Raw genomic sequence first — 23,353 nt, 5'->3', positions numbered from 1 at the left:
CTTTTTTTCGTACAGTCTAGTTGCGGCTTTCGCGACGCCACGGTCTACTCGATCACTGGTGCTGACGTGGTTCATTGTCCGACAGCTTTTTTCCAGGCATGCAGATGGAGGTGGGGGTGGCATGCAGCCGAAGCCGTCGAGTAGGGCTGTCTCGCGACGTTTGCGTGCGCTCTGTGGCGCGTTGATTCTGGCCACTGGCGCGGCCGCTCGCGGGGAGCCGGTGAACGTCTACATCGGTCACGGGCAGATGCCGTTCGCGGACAGCGGGCCGGACCAGGTCGGGCTGTTCGGCGAGGTGATGGGCGAACTCTGTGCGCGCCTGACGCTGGAGTGCCGCATTCGCGACGTGCCCTGGAAGCGCGTGCAGCACGACGTCGCCGAAGACCCGCGAGGCATCGTGTTGAACCTGGGGCGCACGCCCGAGCGTGAGGGAAGCTTCATCTGGCTGGTCGACGTGGTGCCCACCTCCTACGTGCTGGTGAGCGTCGAGCAGCCGTTCGACAGCCTAGAGCAGGCGTTGCAGGCCGGGCCGGTCGTCGTCATGGGGGGGACGCCGCGCGCCGAGGAGGTGCATGCCCACAGTGCCGGCGCGCAGCGCGTGGTCGAGGTCACCGATCCGGAGATGGCCGCCCGCATGCTCGCCAGCCGGCGAGTGGTCGCCTGGTACGAAATCGACCTGCGCTCGCTTTACCTGTGGAAGCGCCTGGGCCTCAGCCATCAGCCGATGCATATCGGCAAGCCGATCTCGTCGACCGACAGCTACATCGCCGCCAGCCCGAAGTTTCGCGGTGCCCAGGCGCTGAAGGCACGGATGAGCGAGGCCTTTGAAGCCATGAAGCACGATGGCAGTTGGCGACGGATGCTGGCGGGCTACCTGGACGAGCGCAAGGTCGAGGAGCTTCTGCAGGCCGAACTCTGAAATGGCGCATTCGCCTGGCGGTTTGCAATTTCTTGCTGCTCCGGCGATCCCGTCACTTCGTCGAGCCGATCACCTTCATATCGCCTTGGGGCAGGGCACGCTGACGCCCGTCGCTGGTCAATAACGTCTATGAGCCCAGCGGCCCTTTCCTGCGTCCGCTGTCAGACGACCGACCAGCGAAGCCAGCCGATGCAGACGACACAAGAGCAGTACGCCAATTTCCGCGCGGTCTGGGTTGCCCAGGCGCAGGCGAATCCCTGGGTGACCGTCGGCCTGGTGCTTGCCTTGCTGGCGTTGCTCGGGCTGATTTTCAGCGCCGGTTTGAACGCCTTCGAGGAAAACCCGGAGCGTCTGCGCTATGCGCTGTATGGCGGGTTCGCGGGGTTCGCCGCCACCGCCATTGGTGCGTTGCTGGCGATCGGCTTGCGCAACATTTCCTCTCGCCTGCAGGACGTGATGTTGGGCTTCGCCGCCGGGATGATGCTCGCCGCCAGCTCGTTCTCGCTGATCCTGCCGGGGCTTGACGCCGCCCGGGAAATCACCGGCAACGACGTACTGGCGGCCTGCACCGTGGTGCTCGGCCTCGGCCTAGGCACCTTGCTGATGGTTGGCCTGGACCGTTTCACCCCGCATGAGCACGAAATCGGTGGGCGCCACGGTCCGGAAAGCCAGCGGATCAATCGGGTCTGGCTGTTCGTCTTCGCCATCACGCTGCACAACCTGCCGGAGGGCATGGCCATCGGCGTGGGCTTCGCCGGTGGCGACCTCACCGTCGGCATTCCCCTGGCTAGCGCGATCTCGCTGCAGGACATTCCAGAAGGCTTGGCGGTGGCCATGGCGCTTCGCACCACGGGCCTGTCGGCGCTGAGCGCGGCGCTGATCGCCGTCGCCACCGGGTTGATGGAGCCACTGGGTTCGCTGCTCGGCGTCGGCATCTCCAGCGGCTATGCCATCGCCTATCCCACCAGCATGGGACTGGCCGCCGGGGCGATGATCTTCGTCGTCAGCCACGAGATCATTCCGGAAACCCACCGCAACGGACATCAGAGCGCCGCGACCATGGGGCTGATGGGCGGTTTCGCGGCGATGATGTTCCTCGACACGGCGCTCGGTTAGCGACGCCGCAAGCGTCTCAGTGCAGGCCGAGCCCGGCGAGGAAGTCGTCGACCTCGGCGGTGTAGCCGGCGTCGGTACCGAGCAGTTCATTGATCTGCCGGTGCGAGTAGTCCTTGCGGATCACCCTGGTTTTCACCCCGAGTCGGTCGGTCTTGGCGGTGAACATGTCCACCTGGGCGCAGGAGTCGTCGCGTCGGGTCGAACAGACGGCGAGCAGCGGATGCATGGCCGCCGTCACCGCGTAAAACGGTGACGCCGACTTCCACAGCGCCTTGTCCTTGCCGAACGCGCGGTCGTAGAGCGGCAGATGCCGGGTCTGCATGATGGTCTCTATGTCATAGGCGGCGCTGTCCAGCGCGACGGTTCCGAGCCAGGGCCTGGGCACCACGCCGGCGCTCAACGTTGCATCGGTGGCCAGCAGCGAGACGAGATGCGCACCGGCCGAATGCCCCATCAACACCACCCGGGCGGGGTCGCCGCCCCAGCTGGCAGCCTGGCTTTGCACCGCCGCAAGGGCGCGGGCCACATCGCGGGCCTGCTCGATCGGGTCGGCATCCGGGAGCAGCCGGTAGTTGGTGGAAACGAAGATGTAGCCCTTGGCCAGATAATGCGCGGCCTTGTTGTCGACCACCGGGCTGTTGCGTTTGTCGCCCTCCGACCAGCCGCCACCGTGAACCATCAGGATCAGCGGGGCCGATTGCGCATGCGGCGGCAGATAGACGTCGAAGCGTTGCAGGGCGGCGGTACCGTAGCTCAGGTCCCGCCGGACCTGGCTACCGGCGGGCAATGACGCACGCACGGTGGATTCGTTCTTCTCTGCCCGAGCGGCCTGGCGGGCTTCTATCGCGTCGCGGAGCGGTCCGGCCTGGGCGACGCTGCCGGCGAGCGCAGCGATCAGGAACGCATGGACGAGGTGTTTTCCAACAGGCGAGGGCATGGCTACTCTCCGACGGGGAAAAGACGCGATGCTAGCCGATGGCTGCGCCCGGGCGATAGACGGTCGTGGCGGCCTCAGCCCGGCCGCCGTTGCAGCCTACGCGTATTGACCACATCCACCGCGCGGGCGCGCAACTGGCCGCAGCCACCCTCGATGTCCTGACCGGCCGAATTGCGCACCTTGGTCAGTACGCCGCGGCTGTGCAGGTAGCGCACGATCTCGACGATGCGCGTGCCGGCCGGGCGCTGGTACTCGTCGTCTTCCAGGCTGTTGTAGGGAATCAGGTTCATCACCGCGTACTTGCCCCTGAGCAGGCGCAGGATGCCGTCGAGTTCTTCCTGGCTGTCGTTGATTCCGTCGAGCAGCGTCCACTGGTACTGGATCGGAAACCCCACCGTGCGGGCGTAGGTTTCGCCCAGCTCGACCAGCTCGTCGGGATCGATGCGCGGCGCGCGCGGCAGCAGGCGCTGGCGCAACGCGGCGTCGGTACTGTGCAGCGAGAGGGCGAGGGCGGGCTTGACCCGCTGCTGCGGCAGGCGCTCGAACACCCGCGGATCGCCGACCGTGGAGAAGACCAGATTCTTGTGGCCGATGCCGCCGTCGGTGCCGAGCAGGTCGATGGCCTCGAGCACGTTGTCCAGGTTGTGCGCCGGCTCGCCCATGCCCATGAACACGACCTTTTTCACCGGGCGAAAGCGCCGGGCGAGGGCAACCTGGGCGACGATTTCGGCGCTGCCCAACTGGCGTAGGAGACCGCTCTTGCCGGTCATGCAGAACACGCAGCCCACCGCGCAGCCGACCTGGCTCGACACACAGAGTCCATCACGCGGCAGCAACACGCTTTCCACCATCTGCCCGTCGGCCAGCGCGACCAGCAACCGCGCGGAGCCGTCGGCGGCCGGGTGTTCGGAGCGCAACCGAGCCAGCCCGGCAACCTCACCGGCGAGCGCCGCCAGGCCCTCGCGGACGCTCAACGGCAGGAAATCCTGGGCCTGCTGGTGGCGGGTGCCGCTGTCCAGAGGCAGACCCTTCAGCCAGGCACGGCTGATCCGGCCGATGTGCACGGGCTTGGCGCCGAGGTCGGCGAGGCGCTGGTGAATGTCTTGGATACGCATGGGGCGCGAATCCTACCATTGGCGCGGATACAGGCGAAGGTGGCCGCTACGGTTGGCTCTGTCGCAAATCCGACATCGGCCACCCATTCAAAGGCTGTCGCTGTGCGGTTTCCGACAAGGGTTTTTGGTTTTTAGCAAAAATCCTTGTGGATCATGTGGTTAGAGAACTCTCATAGGCTGGCCCGGTTTCTGCTCTGGCGTGTACCAGCGCCCGGCATTCCGGGCGATCAAGGACCCCCACTCAGCGAGAGATGAACGATGGCCAGGATCGGACTTTTTTTCGGCAGCAATACCGGCAAGACCCGCAAGGTCGCCAAACTGATCAAGAAGCGCTTCGACGACGACACCATGGCCGATCCGCTCAACGTCAACCGCGCCACCCCCGAGGACCTCGCTCAGTATCAGTACCTCATCCTCGGCACCCCGACTCTGGGCGACGGCCAGTTGCCGGGGCTGTCCTCGGACTGCGATAGCGAGAGCTGGGAGGAATTCCTGCCGCAGCTCGAAGGCGTCGACTTCACCGGCAAGACGGTGGCGCTCTATGGGCTGGGTGATTCGGTGAGCTACGCCGACGAGTTCCTCGACGCGATGATCGTGCTCTATCGCTTCGTCGTCGAACGCGGTGCAAAGGTGGTTGGCGCCTGGCCCACCGAGGGCTACGACTTCGAGCACTCCGAGTCGATCGTCGATGGCAAGTTCGTCGGCCTCGCGCTGGACCTCGACAACCAGAGCGGCATGACCGACGAACTGCTCACCGCCTGGCTCGGCCTGATCGCCAAGGACTTCGACCTTCCGCTGTAAGGCCGTCGCCGCGAAGGCGCCGACGGGCGCCTCGCTCAGACAATATCCAGCGAGCGCTTGTGCTGTGGCGTCGGGAAGGCGGCGTCCAGTGCGCGAAGGTCCTCGGCATCCAGTTGGATCTCCAGCGCCGCCGCGTTTGCCTGCACATGTTCCGTCTGCACCGCTTTCGGGATGGCCAGAACCGGGCGCTCGTCCCACTGAGGGCGGATCGCCCAGGCCAGCAAAATCTGCCCGACGCCGGCGCGGTGCTTGTCCGCCACGGCCTGCACCTGCGGGTGAGTCCACACCGCGTCGTCCAGCCCGCCCGCCTGGGCCAACGGGCAGTAGGCCATGACCGGCATGCGCCGTTCCGCCTGGTAGGGCAGCGGTCGAAGTCGATCCCGCGCGAACCGAGGTTGTAGAGCACCTGGTTGGTCTGGCACTGCGCGCCGAAAGGCGTTTCGGCCAGCTCGCGGAGGTCGTCGACATCGAAGTTCGAAACGCCGTAGCTGCCGATCTTGTCTTGGGCGATGAGCGTCTCGAAGGCGCCGAGGGTTTCCTCCAGGGGCGTCGACGAGCGCCAGTGCAGCAGGTAGAGGTCCAGGTGCTCGGTGCCCAAGCGCCGCAAGCTGTTCTCGCAGGCCTTGATCAGGGCGTCATGTCGGGCGTGGCTGGGCAGTACCTTGCTGACCAGGAACACCTCGTCGCGGCGCCCGCGGATCGCTTCGCCGACGACCTCCTCGGAACGACCGTTTCCATACATCTCCGCGGTGTCGATCAGCGTCAGGCCGAGGTCGAGCCCCATTCGCAGCGCGCGGACCTCGTCGTTGCGACGTGAGGATTGCTCGCCCATCCGCCAGGTGCCCTGGCCGATGGCGGGGATGTTCCTGGCGTTGGGAAATCTGACCTGGGGAAGAGGCATGCGGGTGTCCTCGAGGAAGAGGGTTTCTGGGCGTCCATCTTCTCCGATGGCGAATCGATGCCAGCGTTCCCCGTGCGACGAGCAGAAGCCAGTTACTGTCGGGCGCCGGCTTCTCGGGCCGCGGGAGACGCTGGCGTGCTATCGTTCGCGCCGCTGCAAACCTGCACGTGGAGCTCCCATGAAATTCATACACCAGCGCGAACACCTCAACGAAGACGACCTCGTCATCATCGAATGCTCGCAGACCTGCAACATCCGCCTGATGAACGACGCCAACTTCCGTGCGTTCAAGAACGGCGGCCGCCATGTCTACCACGGCGGCGCCTTCGATACCTTCCCGGCGAAGATCACCGTGCCCAGCACCGGTTTCTGGAACATCACCCTCGACACCGTCACTCGCAAGGCCATCAGCGTCACGCGCAAGCCGACGCTGAAGCACTCGATCAAGATCGTCCGTCGCTCGAGTTCGCGCCTGAGCTGATCGCGTTCGGCATGCGCGGCTGCGGCTTGCGCAACGGCCAGTAGTTCTTGATCGGCAGGAAGAACAGCGCGAACAAACGCACCCGTTCGATGATGTAGTAGAGCGCGATGGGCAGCGCGCAGGCGAGGGTGAAGGAGATCAACCCGGCGGGCATGCCACTGATTCCCAGCTTGGTTTCCAGCAGGTAGTAGGACTTGTTCTGGATGAAGGCGTGGAAGATCAGGATCAGCAGGCTCGCCTCGCCGATGTAGGAAAACACCCTCGCCACCACCGCCTTGCCCTGGCCGAGAAGATGGGCGACGGCCAGCGTGATGTAGATGCCGCAAACGGCTTCCAGCGTGGTGATCACCACGTCGTCGTACAGCCGCTTGTTCAGGTCCATGGTGGCATTGAAGGCGTAATGGCAGATCGCGAAGATCGCCAGCGCTCCCAGCAGCAGCGGGAGCGAAAGGCTGAAGTTGAACACCTTCTCGCGCAGCCAGTACCCCAGCAGGAAGAAGCCCAGCGTGACCGGCAGCAGGTCAAGGCTGAACGGCATGCCCTTGAACTCGTACTGATCGCCCGGAAACGACAGCCCGCGTATCCAGTCCTGATTCATCGCCACGGCGCCGAGCATGAAAAAACTTGCCATGAAGGCCAGGCGCGGGCGGATACCCAGTTGCAGCTTCTCGAACGCCGAGATGCCCAGCCAGGCAACGATCGTCAGCAGGAACAGGTGGGTGAGGAACCAGAGCGGCGACCAGTAGCTGGTCATCCCGTTCTCATCGCCGTACAGCGTGCGCAGGCTGCCGCCGGTACTGTGCAGTACGCGCGCGGCGTATTCGGCGAAGTTCAGCGGCTTGGCCAGGGCGACCGCCAGACCGAACAGAATCAGCGTTACGAAATAGGGTTTGAGTAGCGAGTCGAACTTGTTGAAAGACAGTTTCGCCAGTGAGTCGGTGTGGCGAAAGAACAATCCCGAGAGGAAAAAGAAGAACGGCATGTGGAAGGAATAGATGACATTGAACAGATCGGTCTTGGTGTCCGAGACGATCCAGTTGTGGCCGAACACCACCAGCAATATCCCCATGCCCCGCGCAATATCGATATGTGCATATCTGGCTTTCATGAAGTCCCCTTTCATCGATAATGGAAGTCGATCGGCCGATGTCCGACAAGACTGCGTTTCCGAGATGGAGAGACACAAAAGCGAAATGCTATGCCCGTCAGAGCCCGGCGAATCGGACTCGCCAACAGGCCTTGTAGTAGCCCACTGCTGCTGGCGTCGTAATTAATGACGTTATAGGTTAATGACGGTTAATACAGGCGGCGAATAAAACTGACTAGCGGTAAATGACTGTCTGGTCATATCCGGTTATTCAAAATAAAGGCTTCGATATTGAACTTATTTAAATATCGAGGGACTAAGGCATAACTCATGGTGGCGAACTGCAATTAATGGCTAACTGTCATCGCCAATTCAGTCAAGTTGATTTTGAAGTGCCATTATTCTCGCGAGCCCACCCTGTTCTAACACGGGATCGAATGAATGGGCGGCGGGGAAGTTGTCTGGGTATTACCTTTTATCCACGCGCCTATTAGCCGTGAAGTAATCCGCTTCACGAATCAGTTGATCCCAGGCGGGAAGAGCCTCGTGGTACGGCGGGATACCGCTTTCGCCCGTTGTGGGCAGGGCGAGCAGAAGCTTGTCCACCTTCTCCGAACCCTTGAGCAGAATCACTTCGCCGGCATGCGCGTCGCTCAGCAGAGCGCACAGTTCCGCATGGTTGGCCGCGTACAGGATGACGCCGTTGCGTTCGTCTTCTTCCGCCCCTTTCAGCGAGGGGGGCTTGGCTCCGAAGAAAACCAGCCGCTCGCAGTGCGGCCTGGCCAGCGCATAGGCGCGGTTGTAGCTGCGCCCGGTGGAGCCCGGATAATCGGAAATCTTGCCGATCACGATGGTCCTGCGCGGCGCCTCGGGGAATGCGTCCATGAGCGAAAACGCCAGGCCGAGGGTGGAGAGCGGCGACTTGATGGTGTCGCACAGGTAGGTCGGACCTCCCGCGACGCGATGGATCGAACATCGTCCCGCCATCTGCACGTAGCTTCGCGCGCGCTCGGCGATTTCGGTCAGCGACATCCCCTGATGGTGGGCGCAGGCGATTCCGGCCAGCGCGCTGACGATGAAGTGCCTGCCCAGCAGGCCGATATCGAACGCCGCGGTTTCCGCGCCGTGGGTGCAATCGAACCGTAGCCGGCCGTCCGCCGAAACCCGCACGTCGCTCGCGCGGAAATCCGCCTCCGGGCTTTCTCCGAAGCGCACCGCCCTGCCTGGCGCCAGCTCGGCCATCTTCGCCACCAGCGGATCGTCGGCATTGAGAAATGCGGTGCCGCCGGCCTCGAAGACATGGGAGACCAGCTTGCCTTTCTCCTGCGCGGTCGCGTCGGTCCCGCGGTAGTTGGTGTAGTGGTCGTTGGATATGACGGTGACGATGGCCAGCTGCGGCTGGACGAGCGCCGCGGAGGCATCGATGGCGCCCGGCCCGTGGCCGCTGATCTCGAAGATGGCGATCTCGTCCCGCGCCTCGAGTCGCTGGATGCGCCGTGCGATGGCCTCGCTGGTGTTGTAGATCAGCGAAAGCGCGCAGCGCTTCCTGTCGGACAGCAGGTGGTGGAGAAAGGCCGCCGTGGTGCTTTTAGCGCCGCTGCCGGTTATCCCGATGAAGGTGGTCTCCCCAAGACTCCGGCGATGGGCGAGGGCCTGCTCGCGGGCGACATCCGCCCGCGAAAGCGCCTGCTGGCCCAGAAGTCGCGCCCGGATCTTGCGAAAGGAACGCAGCAGATTCATCGGCGCCGCTTCAGTTGTCGTAGCCGAGGTTCGGCGCCAGCCAGCGTTCGCTGATCGCCAGCTCCTGGCCTTTGCGAACGCTGTAGCGTTCGACCTGGTCCTTGTCCACCTTGCCGACGGCGAAGTACTGCGCCTGCGGGTGGGCGAAGTACCAGCCGCTGACGGCCGCCGCGGGGAACATCGCATAGTGCTCGGTGAGGAACACGCCGCTGCGTCCGGCCTTGTCGAAGTCGGACTCGGGATCGAGCAGGGCGAACAGCGCTTTCTTCTCGGTGTGGTCCGGGCAGGCCGGATAGCCGGGGGCCGGGCGGATGCCCTTGTAGGCTTCCTTGATCAACTCTTCGTTGCTCAGGTGCTCGTCCGGCTGGTAGCCCCAGTATTCCTTGCGCACCTGTTCGTGCAGCCATTCGGCGCAGGCCTCGGCGAGGCGGTCGGCCAATGCCTTGACCATGATCGAGTTGTAGTCGTCGCCGGCGTTCTGGTACGCCTTGGCGACTTCCTCGGCGCCGATGCCGGCGGTGGTGATGAAGCCGCCGATGTAGTCGCGCACGCCGCTGTCCTTCGGCGCGACGAAATCGGCCAGCGACAGGTTCGGTTTACCGTCCGGCTTGATGGTCTGCTGGCGCAGGTGGTGCAGCGTCGCCAGCGTCTCTCCCTCGTCGCCATAGACTTCCAAGTCGTCGTCCTGCACCTGGTTGGCCGGCCAGAAGCCGAAGACGGCGCGCGCCTTGATCAGCTTCTCGTCGATCAGTTTCTTCAGCATCGCCTGGGCATCGGCGAACAACGCGGTGGCGGCCTCGCCGACCACCTCGTCGGTCAGGATGCGCGGATACTTTCCGGCCAGGTCCCAGGAGATGAAGAACGGTGTCCAGTCGATGTATTCGGCCAGCGTCGCCAGGTCAATGTCGTCGAGCAGCCTGACGCCGGTAAAGGAGGGCACCGGGGCCTGGTAACCGGCCCAGTCGAACGACGGCTTGTTGGCGACCGACTGTTCGTAGCTCAGGCGTTCGGTACGCGCGCTGCGGTTGGCGGTGCGCTCGCGTACCTCGACGTACTCGGCGCGAGTGCGCTCGACGAAGCCGGCCTTGAGTTCCTTGGACAGCAGCTGGGTCGCCACACCGACCGCGCGGGAGGCGTCGGTGACGTAGACCACGGCGTCGTTCTGGTATTTCGGTTCGATCTTCACCGCGGTGTGCGCTTTCGAGGTGGTGGCGCCGCCGATCATCAGCGGCAGGTGGAAATTCTGCCGCTGCATCTCGCGGGCGACATGCACCATCTCGTCCAGTGACGGCGTGATCAGCCCGGACAGGCCGATGATGTCGCACTTCTCGGCGATGGCGGTCTGCAGGATCTTCTCGGCCGGCACCATCACGCCCATGTCGACGATGTCGTAGCCGTTGCAGCCGAGCACCACGCCGACGATGTTCTTGCCGATGTCGTGCACGTCGCCCTTCACCGTCGCCATCAGGATCTTGCCCTTGGCTTCGGGTTTGTCGCCTTTTTCCGCCTCGATGAAGGGAATCAGGTGCGCCACGGCCTGCTTCATGACGCGAGCGGACTTGACCACCTGCGGCAGGAACATCTTGCCCGAGCCGAACAAGTCGCCGACCACGTTCATCCCGCTCATCAGCGGCCCTTCGATGACCTCGATCGGCCGCGCGCACTGCAGGCGGAACTCCTCGGTGTCTTCGACGATGAACGCGGTGATGCCCTTGACCAGCGCATGTTCCAGGCGTTTGCCTACCGGCAGCGCGCGCCATTCCTCGGTTTCCGCTTCCTTGATGCTGCCGTCGCCCTTGAACTTGTCGGCGATGGCCAGCAGCGCATCGGTGCCTTCAGGCGTGCGATTGAGCACCACGTCTTCCACGGCGTCGCGCAGCTCTTTGGGAATCTCGTCGTAGATCTCCAACTGGCCGGCGTTGACGATGCCCATCGTCAGGCCGTTCTGGATCGCGTAGTAGAGGAACACCGAGTGGATCGCCTCGCGCACCGGGTTGTTGCCGCGGAAGGAGAACGACACGTTGGAGACGCCGCCACTCGACAGGGCGAACGGCAGGTGGTCGCGGATGTAGGCGCAGGCCTCGATGAAGTCCACCGCGTAGTTGTTGTGTTCCTCGATGCCGGTGGCGACGGCGAAGATGTTCGGGTCGAAGATGATGTCTTCCGGCGGGAAGCCGACTTCATCCACCAGGATGTCGTAGCTGCGCTGGCAGATCTCGCGCTTGCGCGCCGCGGTGTCGGCCTGGCCGGCTTCGTCGAAGGCCATCACCACCACGGCGGCGCCGTAGCGCTTGCACAGCCGGGCGTGGTGCTTGAACGCCTCGACGCCTTCCTTCATCGAGATCGAGTTGACGATGCCCTTGCCCTGGATGCACTTGAGGCCGGCTTCGATCACGTCCCACTTCGAGGAGTCGATCATGATCGGCACGCGGGAGATGTCCGGCTCGCCGGCGATGAGGTTGAGGAACTTCACCATCGCCGCCTTGGAGTCGAGCATGCCCTCGTCCATGTTGATGTCGATCACCTGGGCGCCGGCCTCCACCTGCTGCAGGGCGACTTCCAGGGCCTCGGTGTAGTTCTCCTCGCGGATCAGCCGGGCGAACTTGGCCGAGCCGGTGATGTTGGTGCGCTCGCCGACGTTCACGAACAGCGAGTTGCGATCGATGGTGAACGGCTCCAGGCCGGACAGGCGGCAGGCCTTGGGAATCTCCGGGATGACGCGCGGCGGGTACTTGCCGACGGCTTCGGCGATCGCCTGGATGTGCGCCGGGGTGGTGCCGCAGCAGCCACCGATGATGTTGAGGAAGCCGGAGGCGGCGAATTCCTCGATCACCACGGCCATTTCAGCCGGGGTTTCATCGTATTCGCCGAAGGCATTCGGCAGGCCGGCGTTCGGGTGGGCGGACACGTGGGTGCCGGCCTTGGCGGCCAGTTCGGCCAGGTACGGGCGCAGATCGGCGGCGCCAAGGGCGCAGTTCAGGCCCACGGAAATCGGCTTGGCGTGCGCCACCGAGTTCCAGAAGGCTTCGGTGGTCTGCCCGGACAGCGTGCGGCCGGAGGCATCGGTGATGGTGCCAGAGATCATGATCGGCAGCTCAAAGCCGATCTCCTCGAACACGCCTTGCACGGCGAAGATCGCCGCCTTGGCGTTCAGGGTGTCGAAGATGGTTTCGATCAGGATCAGGTCGGCGCCGCCCTCAATCAGGCCACGGGTGGCTTCGGTGTAGTTCTCCACCAGTTCGTCGAAGGTGACGTTGCGATAGCCGGGGTCGTTGACATCCGGGGAGATCGAGCAGGTGCGGCTGGTCGGGCCGAGCACGCCGGCGACGAAGCGCGGCTTGTCGGGTGTCTCCAGCGTCTTCGCATCGGCCACGCGGCGTGCCAGACGGGCGCCTTCGACGTTCAATTCGTAGACCAGCGCTTCCATGCCGTAGTCGGCCTGGGACACCTGGGTGGCGTTGAAGGTGTTGGTCTCGAGTATGTCGGCGCCGGCGTCCAGGTAGGCCTTCTCGATGGCACCGATTACGTCCGGACGGCTGAGGATCAGCAGGTCGTTGTTGCCTTTGACGTCGCTCGGCCAGTCGGCGAAACGTTCGCCGCGGTAGTCCGCTTCCTCCAGCTTGTAGCTCTGGATCATCGTGCCCATACCGCCGTCGAGGATGAGAATGCGCTCGCGAAGTGCGTGCTGGAGGGCCTGGAGGCGGGCGCGATCGTGCATGGTGACTACCTGGGGTAAAGCGGGAAGAGGGCGCGAATGATAGCAAAGATGCGCTACGGCTAATCCTCACCCGCATTTGTATGAGAAATACTCATGCAGGCGTCGTGCCTTGGCGGTCGCCAGCCCCGCTAGAATCGCGGCTCATTTTTTCCGGAAAAACGCTACATGCGCATCCGCTTGCTTCTCGCCGTATTCCTGGTGACGTCCGCACAGGCGCTGGGCGCCGAGGGCATCTCCTATAGCCGCGACATCCAGCCGATCCTCACGCAGAAGTGCGTGGCCTGCCACACCTGCTACGACGCGCCCTGCCAGTTGAATCTGGGCGGCACCGAGGGCGTCGTGCGCGGGGCCAGCAAGCTGCCGGTGTATGACGGCGAGCGGCGCAAGGCGCAGGAGCCGACGCGGCTTTATCTGGATGCCCGGGGCGAGGCGGCCTGGCGGCGCAAGGATTTCTATTCGGTGCTTTACGACCGCGATGGCCAGGCCGCGCTGATGAAGCGAATGCTGGAACTCGGCCGGCAGGAACCGCCGGCGCCGAACGCCAAGCTGCCGGCCGACCTGGATATCAGCATCGGCCGCGACAACCAGTGCCCGCTGCCGGAGGAGTTCGACGCCTACGCCAAGCGCTTCGCCCATGCCGGCATGCCGTTCGCCGTCACCGGACTCAGCGAGCAGGAATACACCACGCTGCAAACCTGGCTGGCGCAGGGCGCGCCGGTGGATCAGCAGGACATGCAGCCGAACCTGAGCGAGGCGGCGCAGATCGCCGACTGGGAACGCCTGCTCAATGCGCCGGGCGCGCGCGAGGCGCTGGTCAATCGCTGGCTGTTCGAGCACCTGTTCCTCGCGCACCTGTATTTCGACGGTGGCGAAAGCGGGCATTTCTTCCAGTTGGTGCGCTCGCGCACGCCGAGCGGCCACCCGATCGACCCGATCGGTACGCGTCGACCGAACGACGATCCGGGCACCGTCTTCTACTACCGCCTGTGGCCGATCCAGGGCGTGATCGTGCACAAGACGCACATCACCTATCCGCTCAGCGCGCAGAAGCTGGCGCGGGTGCGCCAGCTGTTCTACAGCGGCGACTGGCGGGCCGATGCGGTGCCCGGGTACGGCGCGCAGCGACGCGCCAACCCGTTCGAGACCTTCGCCGCGATTCCGCCGCAGGCGCGTTACCAGTTCATGCTGGATAACGCCGAATACTTCGTGCGCACCTTCATCCGCGGGCCGGTGTGCCGCGGGCAGATCGCAACGGACGTGATCCGCGATAGTTTCTGGACGACCTTCCAGGCGCCCGAGCACGACCTTTACCTGACCGACGCCAAATACCGCGAGGAGGCGACGCCGCTGCTGGCGATGCCGGGCCAGTTCGACGACGTAGGCGAGCTGCTCGGCCTCTGGCTCGCCTACCGCGACAAGCGCAACGCCTATGAGCAATTGCGCATGAAGGCCTACGCCAAGGCGCCTCCAGCCGCTTGGGGCGATATCTGGCGCGGTAATGACAACGCGCTGCTGTCGATCTTCCGCCACTTCGACAGCGCGTCGGTGCGCAAGGGGCTCATCGGCGACGTGCCGAAAACCCTCTGGCTACTCGACTATCCGTTGTTCGAGCGGACCTACTACCAATTGGTGGTGAACTTCGACGTGTTCGGCAACGTCTCGCACCAGGCCCAGACACGCCTGTATTTCGACCTGATCCGCAATGGCGCCGAGGTGAACTTCCTCCGCCTGCTGCCGGCCGCGGCGCGGCAGGCCGAGCTGGACAGCTGGTACCAGAACAGCGGGCGGCTGAAGATGTGGCTGGATTACCAGGGCATCGATACGCACACGCCGAGCGTGCTGGGCTTGCCGGAAAAGGACGCCAAGCGCGCCTTCGGACTGGCGCTGGTGGAGCATCTCGCGGCGGACAATGCATATCCCGACCCGATCAATCGCTGCCGCGACGGACGCTGTTTCCGCCCGCAGGCGGCGCCGGTGCTGCAGCGGGTCGAACAAGCGCTGAGTCGCCTGGTAAGCCGGCCGGCGAGCGAACTGGAGGTGATCGACGAACTGCCGGAGGCGACCCTGCTGCGGGTCGAGCGGGGCGACGGTGGAGGCGAGATCTACACGCTGCTGCGCAACCGCGCGCACAGCAACGTGGCCTTCCTGCTTGGTGAGTCGCTGCGCTACCAGCCCGGCCTCGACACCCTGACGCTGTATCCGGGCGTGCTGACCAGCTACCCGAACTTCATCTTCGACCTCCAGGCGAGCGAGGCCGACGCGTTCGTCGCCGCGCTGGAGCAGGTGCGCGACCCCGCGAGCTTCGAGCGGGTCGTGAAGCGCTGGGGCATCCGACGCAGCCATCCGGATTTCTGGCACTACTTCCTCGATCTCTCAAGCTACCTGCGCGAGAACGAGCCGGTGGAAGCGGGGATGCTCGACATGAACCGCTACCAGAACCTCTAGCAGGCATCGCGCGACCCTTCCGCCGGGCGGCGGCGACGAATTTTCTGCCCTCGAGTGCGGTCGACATCTTCAGAAAGATGCAGGGCCGCGCCGGGCAGTGGCGGACTTTCCAGACTGCGGCGGGCGAAACAGGCGGTGTATGGCCGGACGCCGGGAAGGCGTCTCGCACGAGTGACGCAGTATGTTGATTTCGCTTCAGGCGCTCAGAGCGGTCGCGGCCTGGATGGTGGTTTGCCACCACGTGATGCAGGTGTTCTTCGACTTCAAGGCAGACAGCCCGATCGGGCAATTCTTCGTGCAGAAGGGCGCCATCGGCGTCGATATCTTCTTCGTCATCAGCGGCTTCGTGATCTACCTGTCAACGGCGGGCAAGGACATCCAGGCCGGGCGTTTCCTGCTCAATCGGATCATGCGCATCGTGCCGGCGTACTGGCTGTACAGCCTGCTGATGGCGGCGATCATTCTCTATGCCCAGCAAATGACCCCAGGGCAGACCTTCGAGCTGCGTCACCTGATCCTCTCGCTGCTGTTCATTCCGGCGGAAAACCCCGGCGGCTACGGGCTGTACCCGACGCTGAACGTCGGCTGGACGCTGAACTACGAGATGTTCTTCTACCTGGTGTTCGCCCTGTCGCTGGTGGCGCCGCAACGCCTGCGCCCGCTGTTGATCGCGGTCACGCTGGCGCTGGTGAGCACCTTGCTGGCGCATCAGGACTGGCTGAGCAATTTCTACCGCAACAGCATCGTGTACGAGTTCCTCTTTGGCGTGGCCATCGGCATCGCCTATCGGCGTGGCTGGATCGGCCAGGGCAACTGGCTGCCGTTGCTCATCCTGGCGGTATCGATGGCACTGGTGCTGCACCTCGATGCCTCGTCGCGGCTGCTCAACTGGGGCGTTCCCAGCGCGTTCATCGTCGTCGCCTGCGTCGCGTTGGAACCTTGGTTCGCGCGGGTGAGGCCGCTGAAGATGCTCGGCGACTGTTCCTATTCGGTGTACTTGGTGCACGTCATCGTGCTGTCCACCGGCTGGTACCTGTACGAACGCTTCGGCTTCGACGAGTACTGGGTGATCGCCGCGTGCATGCCGGCGATCCTGCTGATTTCCTGGGCGAGTTACCAACTGATCGAGCGCCGGCTGTTTTTCCGCACCCGGCGCTGGCTCGAACCGCAGGCGGCGCGGGCGGATGCCTGAATGCTTTCCCGACTAAAAAGCTAGGACTTTATCCGGGTGGCCGCTTTGGCGTAGACTGCGTGCATGTATCGCGAGGAACTGACATGAGCGCTATCACCATTACCGACGCCGCCCACGACTATCTGGCCGACCTGCTGGCCAAACAGAACACCACGGGTATCGGCATTCGCGTTTTCATCACCCAGCCGGGCACGCAATACGCGGAAACTTGCATCGCCTATTGCAAGCCGGGCGAAGAAAAACCCGAAGACACCGCGTTGGCGTTGAAGAGCTTCACCGCCTGGATCGACTCGGTGAGCGAAGCCTTCCTCGAAGACGCCGTGGTGGATTACGCCACCGACCGCATGGGCGGCCAGCTGACCATCAAGGCGCCGAACGCGAAAGTGCCGATGGTCAACGAGGACAGTCCGCTCAACGAGCGCATCAACTACTACCTGCAGACCGAGATCAACCCCGGCCTGGCCAGCCACGGCGGCCAGGTCACCCTGGTGGATATCGTTGACGAAGGCGTTGCCGTGCTGCAGTTCGGCGGTGGTTGCCAGGGCTGCGGGCAGGCCGACGTGACCCTCAAGGAGGGCATCGAGAAAACCCTGCTCGAACGGATTCCGCAGCTCAAGGGCGTGCGTGACGTTACCGACCATAGCGTTCGGGAAAATGCGTACTACTAATGAATCGACAGTGAAGAAAGCGGCCCAGGTGCCGCTTTTTTTATGTCTTCCGGCCGGGCCGCAGCCCGCGATATGACGGGCGTTTGCGGCTTTTTTTTGGGCGCATGGCTCGACTTCCGGCCGCGCTCGGGCGATAAACGTATGGCGAATGCCCGCGACGTTTCATCCCATTGTCGTGATTGAATTTTTGAGCTGCGAGACGGCTGCCTATGTCCCTGATCCCCCTGCTCGTCTGCGATGATTCCAACATGGCGCGCAAGCAGTTGCTGCGCGCGCTGCCGGTGGACTGGGCGGTGTCCGTTACGCAGGCCACCAACGGCCGCGAAGGGCTGGAAGCGATTCGCCGAGGCCAGGGCGAGATCGTCCTGCTCGATCTGACGATGCCGGAAATGGACGGCTACGAAGTGCTCGCCGCCATGCGGGCCGAAGGGCTGTCCAGCCGCGTTATCGTGGTGTCCGGCGACGTTCAGGAGGAAGCGGTACGCCGCGTGATGGCGCTCGGTGCGCTGGCCTTCCTGCGCAAGCCGGCCGATCCGCAGGAGCTGGCCGATACGCTGAAACGTCTGGGTCTGCTGGGCGCGCCTGGTAGTCCTCCGGTGCCGGTGGCGAGCCTCGCCGAAACCGCAGTCGGCTTCCGCGATGCCTTCCGCGAGACCGTCAACGTCGCCATGGGCCGGGCCGCGGCGTTGCTGGCTCGGGTGCTCAAGGTGTTCGTGCGGTTGCCGGTACCCAATGTGAACATCCTCGAAGTCGGCGAGCTGCACATGGCGCTGGCCGATGCGCAGCGTGGCGAGCGCCTGACCGCGGTCTGCCAGGGTTACATCGGCGAGGGTATCGCCGGCGAGGCGCTGCTGATCTTCCACGACTCCGAAGTGGCCGACATGGCGCGACTGATGCGCTGGTCACCGAGCGAGTACTCGGAGATGGAAATGCTGCTGGACCTCTCCAGCGTGCTGATCGGCGCCTGTCTCAGCGGTATCGCCGAACAGATCGACGTGGTGTTTTCCCAGAGTCATCCGCAGGTTCTCGGTGCCCATGCCGGCCTCGACGACCTCATCCAGGTCAACCAGCGGCGTTGGAAGAAGACTCTGGCGGTGGAGATCAGCTACAGCCTGGAAGGGCACGACATACACTTCGACCTGCTGCTGCTGTTCACCGAGGATTCGGTGGAGCTGCTGTCGCGCAAACTCGCTCACGTGATGAACTGACCATGGCAGAGATTGATCTGGAAGAATTCCACTGGCTGGCGGCCATCGTGCAGGGTATCGATGTCGGCGTGGTCGTGCTGGACCGCGCCTACCGCGTCGAGGTATGGAACACCTTCATGGAGAACCGCTCCGGGCTGCAGCCCAGCCAGGCCTATCACCGCTCCTTCTTCGAGCTGTTCCCGGAGGTCAACGAGGAGTGGTTCCGCATGAAGGTGGAGAGCGTGGCCACGCTCGGCACGCCGGGTTTCACGGTCTGGGAGCAGCGGCCGTATCTGGTGCGCTTCAAGAACTATCAGCCGATCACCGGGCGCGAAGACTTCATGTACCAGAACACCACGCTGCTGCCGTTGCGCTCGGTGAACAGCGAGATCGGCCACATCTGCCTGGTGATCTACGACGTCACCGATGTGGCGATCAACCGGCGCCAGTTGCAGACGGTCAACGCCAAGCTGGAGGGGCTATCGCGCATCGACCGTCTTACCGGGCTGTTCAACCGAGACCACTGGGACGAGTGCCTGCGGCATGAGTTCGCCCGCACCCAGCGCTACGACAGCCCGCTGTCGCTGGTAGTGATGGACATCGATCACTTCAAGGCGATCAACGACCGCTTCGGATACCTGGCGGGCGACCAGGTCATCCAGCGCCTGTCGGAGTTGCTCCGCGAGCACATCCGCGATGTCGACATCGCTGGGCGCTACAGCGGCGAGGAGTTCGTCGTGCTGCTGCCGGATACCGGCAAGGACGGCGCGCTGGTGTTCGCCGAGCGACTGCGCACTGCGGTGGAGAAGTTGCGGGTCGAGCATGACGGCCATCTCATCCCGTTCACCATCAGCCTGGGCGTGGCCCAGCCCACCGCACTCTGCGTCGATCACCACATGCTCATCGAGTGGGCCGACCAGGCGCTGTACAGCTCGAAGAGGGGCGGGCGCAACCAGGTCTCGGTATACCTGTAGCGCCGCTCAGGCACAGTCGGCCTTGGATTCGGCGGCGCTCTGCAGATTTTCGAGAAACTTCATCAGCGCGACTTCCTCCACGCGCAGCCCCTTGCGCGGCCTCGGCTTCTTCAACTCGGCCAGCGTGCCGTCGCCGAAGGCATCGATCACTGCCGGATGGATGTAGCACTTGCGGCAGATGGCCGGGGTGTTGCCTAGCTGGCTGGCGACCGCCTTGACGATCTCCACCACCTGCTTGCGGGTGTCCTTCTCGCCGGCCTGCCTGCTGCTTTCGCAGAGGCTTTCCAGGGCCAGCGCGCTGCCGGCCCAGGTGCGGTAGTCCTTGGCGGTGAAGTCTTCGCCGGCATGGGTCTGCAGGTAAGCGTTGATGTCGGACGAGGTCACCAGGTGGCGTTCGCCATCCTCGTCGAGGTACTGGAAGAGGTGCTGGCCGGGCAGTTCCAGGCAGCGTTTGACGATCCTCGCCAGGCGCGGGTGGCTGAGTTTGACGTCGTGCTCGATGCCGCTCTTGCCGCGGAAATGGAAACGAATGGCGGTGCCTTTGACGTCGACGTGGCGGTTGCGCAGCGTGGTCAGGCCGAACGACTTGTTCTCCTTGGCGTAACGACTGTTGCCGACGCGGATGAGCGTCGAGTCCAGCAACGAAACGACCGTGGCCATCACCTTGTCACGGCCCATGCCCGGTTGTGCCAGGTGTTTTTCCAGCGTGGCGCGCAGCTTGGGCAGGGCACGTCCGAATGCGAGCATGCGTTCGTACTTGTCCGCATCGCGAACCTCGCGCCAGCGTGGATGGTAGCGGTACTGCTTGCGTCCGCGTGCATCGCGGCCGGTGGCCTGCAGGTGCCCGCCGGGATTGGGGCAGATCCAGACGTCGGTGTAGGCCGGCGGGATCGCCAGCTTGTTGATCCGGCTGATCTCGCTCTCGTCTCGGATACGCTCGCCGTCGACATCGAAGTAGACGAACTTGCCGCGCAGCTTGCGTCGGCTGATGCCGGGCTGCGTATCGTCGACATAGCTGAGGTCGGGCGGGAGCGGCGAACAGAGCGGCGTGCCGGTGTCCGCGGACTCGTTGGGCGGCACCGGCAACCGTCCTTCGGCCAGCGGCGGTATCAGGCGCATACGTACTCCTTGAAGCGAACGCGCTGCCAGGCAGCGAGGGATCTGGGGTGCTGCTGGCGACTCAGGCGTCGGAGCCGCGATACAGCTCGCCTTCCTTCTCGGCGCTGTTGCGCAGCAGCAGCTCGATGGCCATGGCCATCTCGTCGATGGCTTCGCGGTAGAGCGCGGGGTTGTCCTGGGTTTCCGCCTGGTCGGCGTGTTTACGGGCGGTGTTGAGGTGCTGAATGATTTCGGAGTGATCGCCGAGCATCGTCTGGTTCCTCTGGTGAGTGTCTGCATGGCCTAGAAACAATGACCCGGTTTGGAAGGCCGCGGTTCAGCCCCACCGGTCAGCGCGCCCGCGGGCGGTCAGGGCCATGGACCATTGTTTGCGTTCGCAGCGAGGGCAGGGGCCGCCCTGCCCGTAGTCCAGCAATTGGACGAAGCCGCAGCGGCAGCAGGCATAAAGGCCCTGCTGATGGGCACTCTCGACGACCACCCGCTCGCTGGGCGGAAGCACGGACAGCCCGTGGCGCGTCTCATCGCTGTCGAAAAAGTACAGGCTCACATCGCCGTTCACTTCGAGGATGCCCAAGCGCACCTGGCCCAAATGCTCGACGCCTTGCTGGCGCAGTTCCATGAAGAACTCGTCGTCGGAGATGTTGGTGGCCTCCAGCGTCGGCAAGTCGTACTGGCCGTCGCGGATGATCACCATCGGCTTGCCCTCCATCCAGGCGCCAAACCGTGGGCTGTGCGCCATGGCGTAGGTGGTGGCGCGATACAGCACCAACAGGGTGATGAAGACCATCACGATCGGCAGCAGGGGTACATCGTCGTAAAAGGACACGTCGCCCGCCGCGGAGCCCAAGGTAAGGATCACCACCACTTCAAATAGCGACAGCTGGCGCACGCCGCGGCGTCCGGAAATCTTCAAGAAGGCGAACACCGCGAGGTAGGCGAAGCTGGCGCGCAGCGCAACCTCGCCGAGGAACAGCGGTGGGAACTCGTCCAGCAGCATGCGTTTGAGATCGAACGCTTCCATTGCTCCCACCTGGTTTCAGCAGTGTTTGATGTCCACCTGGAAGGGCATCGACCAGGGATACAGCGCATGCCCGTCCTTGCTCAGCTCCAGCCGAGCCTGCTCGATCAGTCCGGCGAAGCGGATCGGCTCGCTGTACTGCGAGCGCGCCAGGTGGGCGATGGAGTAGAGAATCCGGCCGGCGTTATCGCTCACCTTCAACGAGAAGCTGGCGTCCTCGCGGTCGGCGACGGTTGTGCAGTGCAGCGGGAGGAAGGCGTGATCGATGATGCGTCGGGCATCGTCGAGGGTAAGGTGCGTGGTGCTCATGGTGATCCTCCCGCCAGTGCTGAGGGATAGACCGGAGCAGCGCTCCCGGAGTTCGTCACCGGAGGTGGGTACGCCGTCGGCACGCGCATACGAAAAGGCCCGGCGATTGCCGGGCCATTCGATTCACTCGGGCATGCTCCAGGGGGAAAGCCTGAAGCCTTCCTCGCTCAGTTCCTGCCGCGCCTGCCGGAGGATTTCCGCCAGTTGCTGCGGATCGCAGTAGGTGGTGCGGGAAATCTTCGAGCGACCGAGGACCCGGGTGCAGGTGCTGTCGACGACGCTCAGGCTCAATTCACCACTGCCTTCTAGCGGAGCCCAGGCTACGCATTCGAACGGTTGGAAAGCGCGGCCGGCGATCAAAAGTGCTTCGTTGACACGGAGCGGGGCGTTCATGGGGGCGGTCTCTTAAAAGTGCCTAAATGGAGGGGCCTGGTACGGTCACTTGCAGCAGGCTCGGTCATGTCATTGATGTCGGTGCTAAGCCGGAAGTCACGGGATGTCGACAATCGAAAAATAAATGTCGCGTGTAGGGATTTTTTTGCGGGGTTCCTATTCGGTTCGGCGGGTGAATGGGTTGTTTGGATGAATCACTTCAAGGTCGGTTTCCAGCGCCTGGATCAGTCGGTCGATCTCCTTGTGGGTGAGCTTGGTGTTGCAGTGGATTCCAGTGACGGTCAGCAAGGGGGCAGCGGTCAGTGGGTCCAGCACCCGGACCAGAAGGCTGTCCGGCGTCTCGAAGGAAACCTCCAGACCCAGCGGTCTGAAGTGGCGCCGCATCAGTTCCAGCGCCTGGGTCAGGGTGAGCCTGTTCAACCATGGGGTCCTACTTGCAACGCAGAGATGCGAACCCGGCATGGGTTCGAATGGACAAGGCGAAACTAGCACCACGCCAGCGACGGCTCCTTGACCCGCGGCAGCTGAATTCCGCCGTGGCGTGAATCCGATGAACGTACGAAGAGCCGCACGACCCTGCGCTGTCCACCGTGGGTACCCACGCGATGGAGAAGAAGATGCACACGATCAGATTCCCGCTACTCGTCCTGGCCACCGTCATTCCCCTCGTCAGTCACGCGGGCGCCGGTTTGAGCCTGGAAGACCAGCGTCGCCAGAGCGGCGAGCAGATGGAAAACAACCGCCAGCAGGTAGGCGACAACATCAACCAGATCCGAACCCCGGCCGATCAGGCGGCGCCGGGCGGGGCCAACTCCGCCAGCGGCATGTCGACTAACGGCAATTCGGTGAACAGCGGCAACGGCACCCCCGCGACCACCGGCCAGCAGCGCTCCACCACCGAGCCCGGCACGCCCACCACCGGCCAGCAGCGTTCGACCGTTGCGCCTGGTACGCCCACCACGGGCCAGGAGCGTTCCACGGTCGCGCCGGGTACGCCAACCACTACGAGCCCGGGCAACACCGACGGCACGCTCAACCAGAATGGCGCGAACCCGAGCAATTCCAGCGGCGCGGGCACCAGCGGTACCGGCAGCAATAACGGTGGAGCACCCATCGGCGGAAGCGGCGGTAACTCCGGCTCCGGCTCAGGCTTCGGTTCGGGTTCAGGCGCCGGCGGTTCCGGGGGCTCGGGTGGAGCCGGAGCAGGCGGCGCTGGCGGCGGTAGCTGAAACG

At 64.1% G+C, this 23,353-nt stretch carries 21 protein-coding genes and 1 pseudogene; 10 read left to right on the top strand and 12 right to left on the bottom strand.

Annotated elements, in window-relative coordinates:
- The first annotated feature begins 220 nt into the window (after positions 1–220).
- Complete coding sequence (locus B2X67_RS12080; protein ID WP_286785626.1) at positions 221–919, top strand: substrate-binding periplasmic protein; 699 nt, start codon at positions 221–223, stop codon at positions 917–919.
- Between the two features lie 189 nt (positions 920–1,108).
- Entirely contained in the window at positions 1,109–2,035 is a 927-nt protein-coding gene (locus B2X67_RS12075) for a ZIP family metal transporter (RefSeq protein ID WP_286785625.1), read from the top strand.
- Between the two features lie 16 nt (positions 2,036–2,051).
- Here B2X67_RS12075 and B2X67_RS12070 read toward each other — a convergent pair whose 3' ends face one another.
- Positions 2,052–2,972, bottom strand: coding sequence for an alpha/beta hydrolase (locus tag B2X67_RS12070; RefSeq protein WP_282342541.1), 921 nt, complete (start codon positions 2,970–2,972; stop codon positions 2,052–2,054).
- Positions 2,973–3,046: 74 nt separating this feature from the next.
- A complete protein-coding gene (locus tag B2X67_RS12065) occupies positions 3,047–4,087 on the bottom strand; it encodes an RNA methyltransferase (RefSeq protein WP_286785624.1) in 1,041 nt (346 codons plus the stop codon).
- Positions 4,088–4,345: 258 nt separating this feature from the next.
- On the opposite strand from B2X67_RS12065, the gene B2X67_RS12060 reads away from it, so the two are divergent.
- Positions 4,346–4,888 carry a flavodoxin gene (locus B2X67_RS12060; RefSeq protein ID WP_090230471.1) on the top strand — a complete coding sequence of 181 codons (543 nt, stop codon included), beginning with the start codon at positions 4,346–4,348 and terminating at the stop codon, positions 4,886–4,888.
- Positions 4,889–4,923: 35 nt separating this feature from the next.
- Here the strand turns inward: B2X67_RS12060 and B2X67_RS12055 are convergent.
- Positions 4,924–5,789, bottom strand: a pseudogene (locus B2X67_RS12055) (aldo/keto reductase).
- 178 nt (positions 5,790–5,967) lie between these two features.
- On the opposite strand from B2X67_RS12055, the gene B2X67_RS12050 reads away from it, so the two are divergent.
- Positions 5,968–6,270 carry a DUF1883 domain-containing protein gene (locus tag B2X67_RS12050; RefSeq protein ID WP_090230475.1) on the top strand — a complete coding sequence of 101 codons (303 nt, stop codon included), beginning with the start codon at positions 5,968–5,970 and terminating at the stop codon, positions 6,268–6,270.
- Here the strand turns inward: B2X67_RS12050 and B2X67_RS12045 are convergent.
- From B2X67_RS12045 to metH, 3 genes are all read right to left on the bottom strand, one after another.
- Positions 6,233–7,378, bottom strand: a complete 1,146-nt coding sequence (locus B2X67_RS12045; RefSeq protein WP_282342533.1) for an acyltransferase family protein — start codon at positions 7,376–7,378, stop codon at positions 6,233–6,235. The two genes, B2X67_RS12050 and B2X67_RS12045, sit on opposite strands and share 38 nt — an antisense overlap.
- Positions 7,379–7,825: 447 nt before the next feature.
- The gene (locus tag B2X67_RS12040) at positions 7,826–9,097 is read right to left on the bottom strand and encodes a Mur ligase family protein (RefSeq protein ID WP_286785623.1); all 1,272 of its coding nucleotides are present in this window, start codon (positions 9,095–9,097) and stop codon (positions 7,826–7,828) included.
- 10 nt (positions 9,098–9,107) lie between these two features.
- The gene (metH, locus tag B2X67_RS12035; RefSeq protein ID WP_286785622.1) at positions 9,108–12,815 is read right to left on the bottom strand and encodes a methionine synthase; all 3,708 of its coding nucleotides are present in this window, start codon (positions 12,813–12,815) and stop codon (positions 9,108–9,110) included.
- Between the two features lie 165 nt (positions 12,816–12,980).
- Here metH and B2X67_RS12030 point away from each other — a divergent pair, with 165 nt between their 5' ends.
- From B2X67_RS12030 to B2X67_RS12010, 5 genes are all read left to right on the top strand, one after another.
- Positions 12,981–15,260, top strand: a complete 2,280-nt coding sequence (locus tag B2X67_RS12030; RefSeq protein ID WP_286785621.1) for a fatty acid cis/trans isomerase — start codon at positions 12,981–12,983, stop codon at positions 15,258–15,260.
- Positions 15,261–15,441: 181 nt separating this feature from the next.
- Complete coding sequence (locus B2X67_RS12025) at positions 15,442–16,452, top strand: acyltransferase family protein (protein ID WP_286785620.1); 1,011 nt, start codon at positions 15,442–15,444, stop codon at positions 16,450–16,452.
- An 83-nt stretch (positions 16,453–16,535) separates the two neighbouring features.
- Positions 16,536–17,120 carry a Fe-S biogenesis protein NfuA gene (nfuA, locus tag B2X67_RS12020; protein ID WP_090230489.1) on the top strand — a complete coding sequence of 195 codons (585 nt, stop codon included), beginning with the start codon at positions 16,536–16,538 and terminating at the stop codon, positions 17,118–17,120.
- Positions 17,121–17,329: 209 nt separating this feature from the next.
- Positions 17,330–18,328 carry a response regulator gene (locus B2X67_RS12015; protein WP_286785619.1) on the top strand — a complete coding sequence of 333 codons (999 nt, stop codon included), beginning with the start codon at positions 17,330–17,332 and terminating at the stop codon, positions 18,326–18,328.
- A gap of 2 nt (positions 18,329–18,330) precedes the next feature.
- On the top strand, positions 18,331–19,281 hold the full coding sequence (locus tag B2X67_RS12010) for a sensor domain-containing diguanylate cyclase (RefSeq protein ID WP_286785618.1): 951 nt from the start codon (positions 18,331–18,333) through the stop codon (positions 19,279–19,281).
- A gap of 6 nt (positions 19,282–19,287) precedes the next feature.
- On the opposite strand, the gene B2X67_RS12005 is transcribed toward B2X67_RS12010, so the two are convergent.
- The 6 genes from B2X67_RS12005 to B2X67_RS11980 form a co-directional block, all read right to left on the bottom strand.
- The gene (locus B2X67_RS12005) at positions 19,288–20,400 is read right to left on the bottom strand and encodes a DNA topoisomerase IB (protein WP_286785617.1); all 1,113 of its coding nucleotides are present in this window, start codon (positions 20,398–20,400) and stop codon (positions 19,288–19,290) included.
- A gap of 61 nt (positions 20,401–20,461) precedes the next feature.
- A complete protein-coding gene (locus B2X67_RS12000) occupies positions 20,462–20,650 on the bottom strand; it encodes a hypothetical protein (RefSeq protein ID WP_286785616.1) in 189 nt (62 codons plus the stop codon).
- Positions 20,651–20,716: 66 nt separating this feature from the next.
- Positions 20,717–21,421 carry a DUF421 domain-containing protein gene (locus B2X67_RS11995; RefSeq protein WP_286785615.1) on the bottom strand — a complete coding sequence of 235 codons (705 nt, stop codon included), beginning with the start codon at positions 21,419–21,421 and terminating at the stop codon, positions 20,717–20,719.
- Positions 21,422–21,436: 15 nt separating this feature from the next.
- On the bottom strand, positions 21,437–21,727 hold the full coding sequence (locus B2X67_RS11990) for a hypothetical protein (RefSeq protein ID WP_286785614.1): 291 nt from the start codon (positions 21,725–21,727) through the stop codon (positions 21,437–21,439).
- Positions 21,728–21,850: 123 nt separating this feature from the next.
- Positions 21,851–22,120, bottom strand: coding sequence for a hypothetical protein (locus B2X67_RS11985; protein ID WP_286785613.1), 270 nt, complete (start codon positions 22,118–22,120; stop codon positions 21,851–21,853).
- 156 nt (positions 22,121–22,276) lie between these two features.
- Positions 22,277–22,540 carry a DUF1652 domain-containing protein gene (locus B2X67_RS11980; RefSeq protein WP_286785612.1) on the bottom strand — a complete coding sequence of 88 codons (264 nt, stop codon included), beginning with the start codon at positions 22,538–22,540 and terminating at the stop codon, positions 22,277–22,279.
- A 185-nt stretch (positions 22,541–22,725) separates the two neighbouring features.
- On the opposite strand from B2X67_RS11980, the gene B2X67_RS11975 reads away from it, so the two are divergent.
- Entirely contained in the window at positions 22,726–23,349 is a 624-nt protein-coding gene (locus B2X67_RS11975; RefSeq protein WP_286785611.1) for a hypothetical protein, read from the top strand.
- Positions 23,350–23,353 lie beyond the last annotated feature (4 nt).

The organism is Pseudomonas sp. UBA3153 (assembly GCF_002364635.1).
Lineage (GTDB): Bacteria > Pseudomonadota > Gammaproteobacteria > Pseudomonadales > Pseudomonadaceae > Pseudomonas_O > Pseudomonas_O kuykendallii.
Note: the sequence above shows the minus strand (reverse complement) of the source record. Positions and strands in the feature narration are given on the sequence as shown.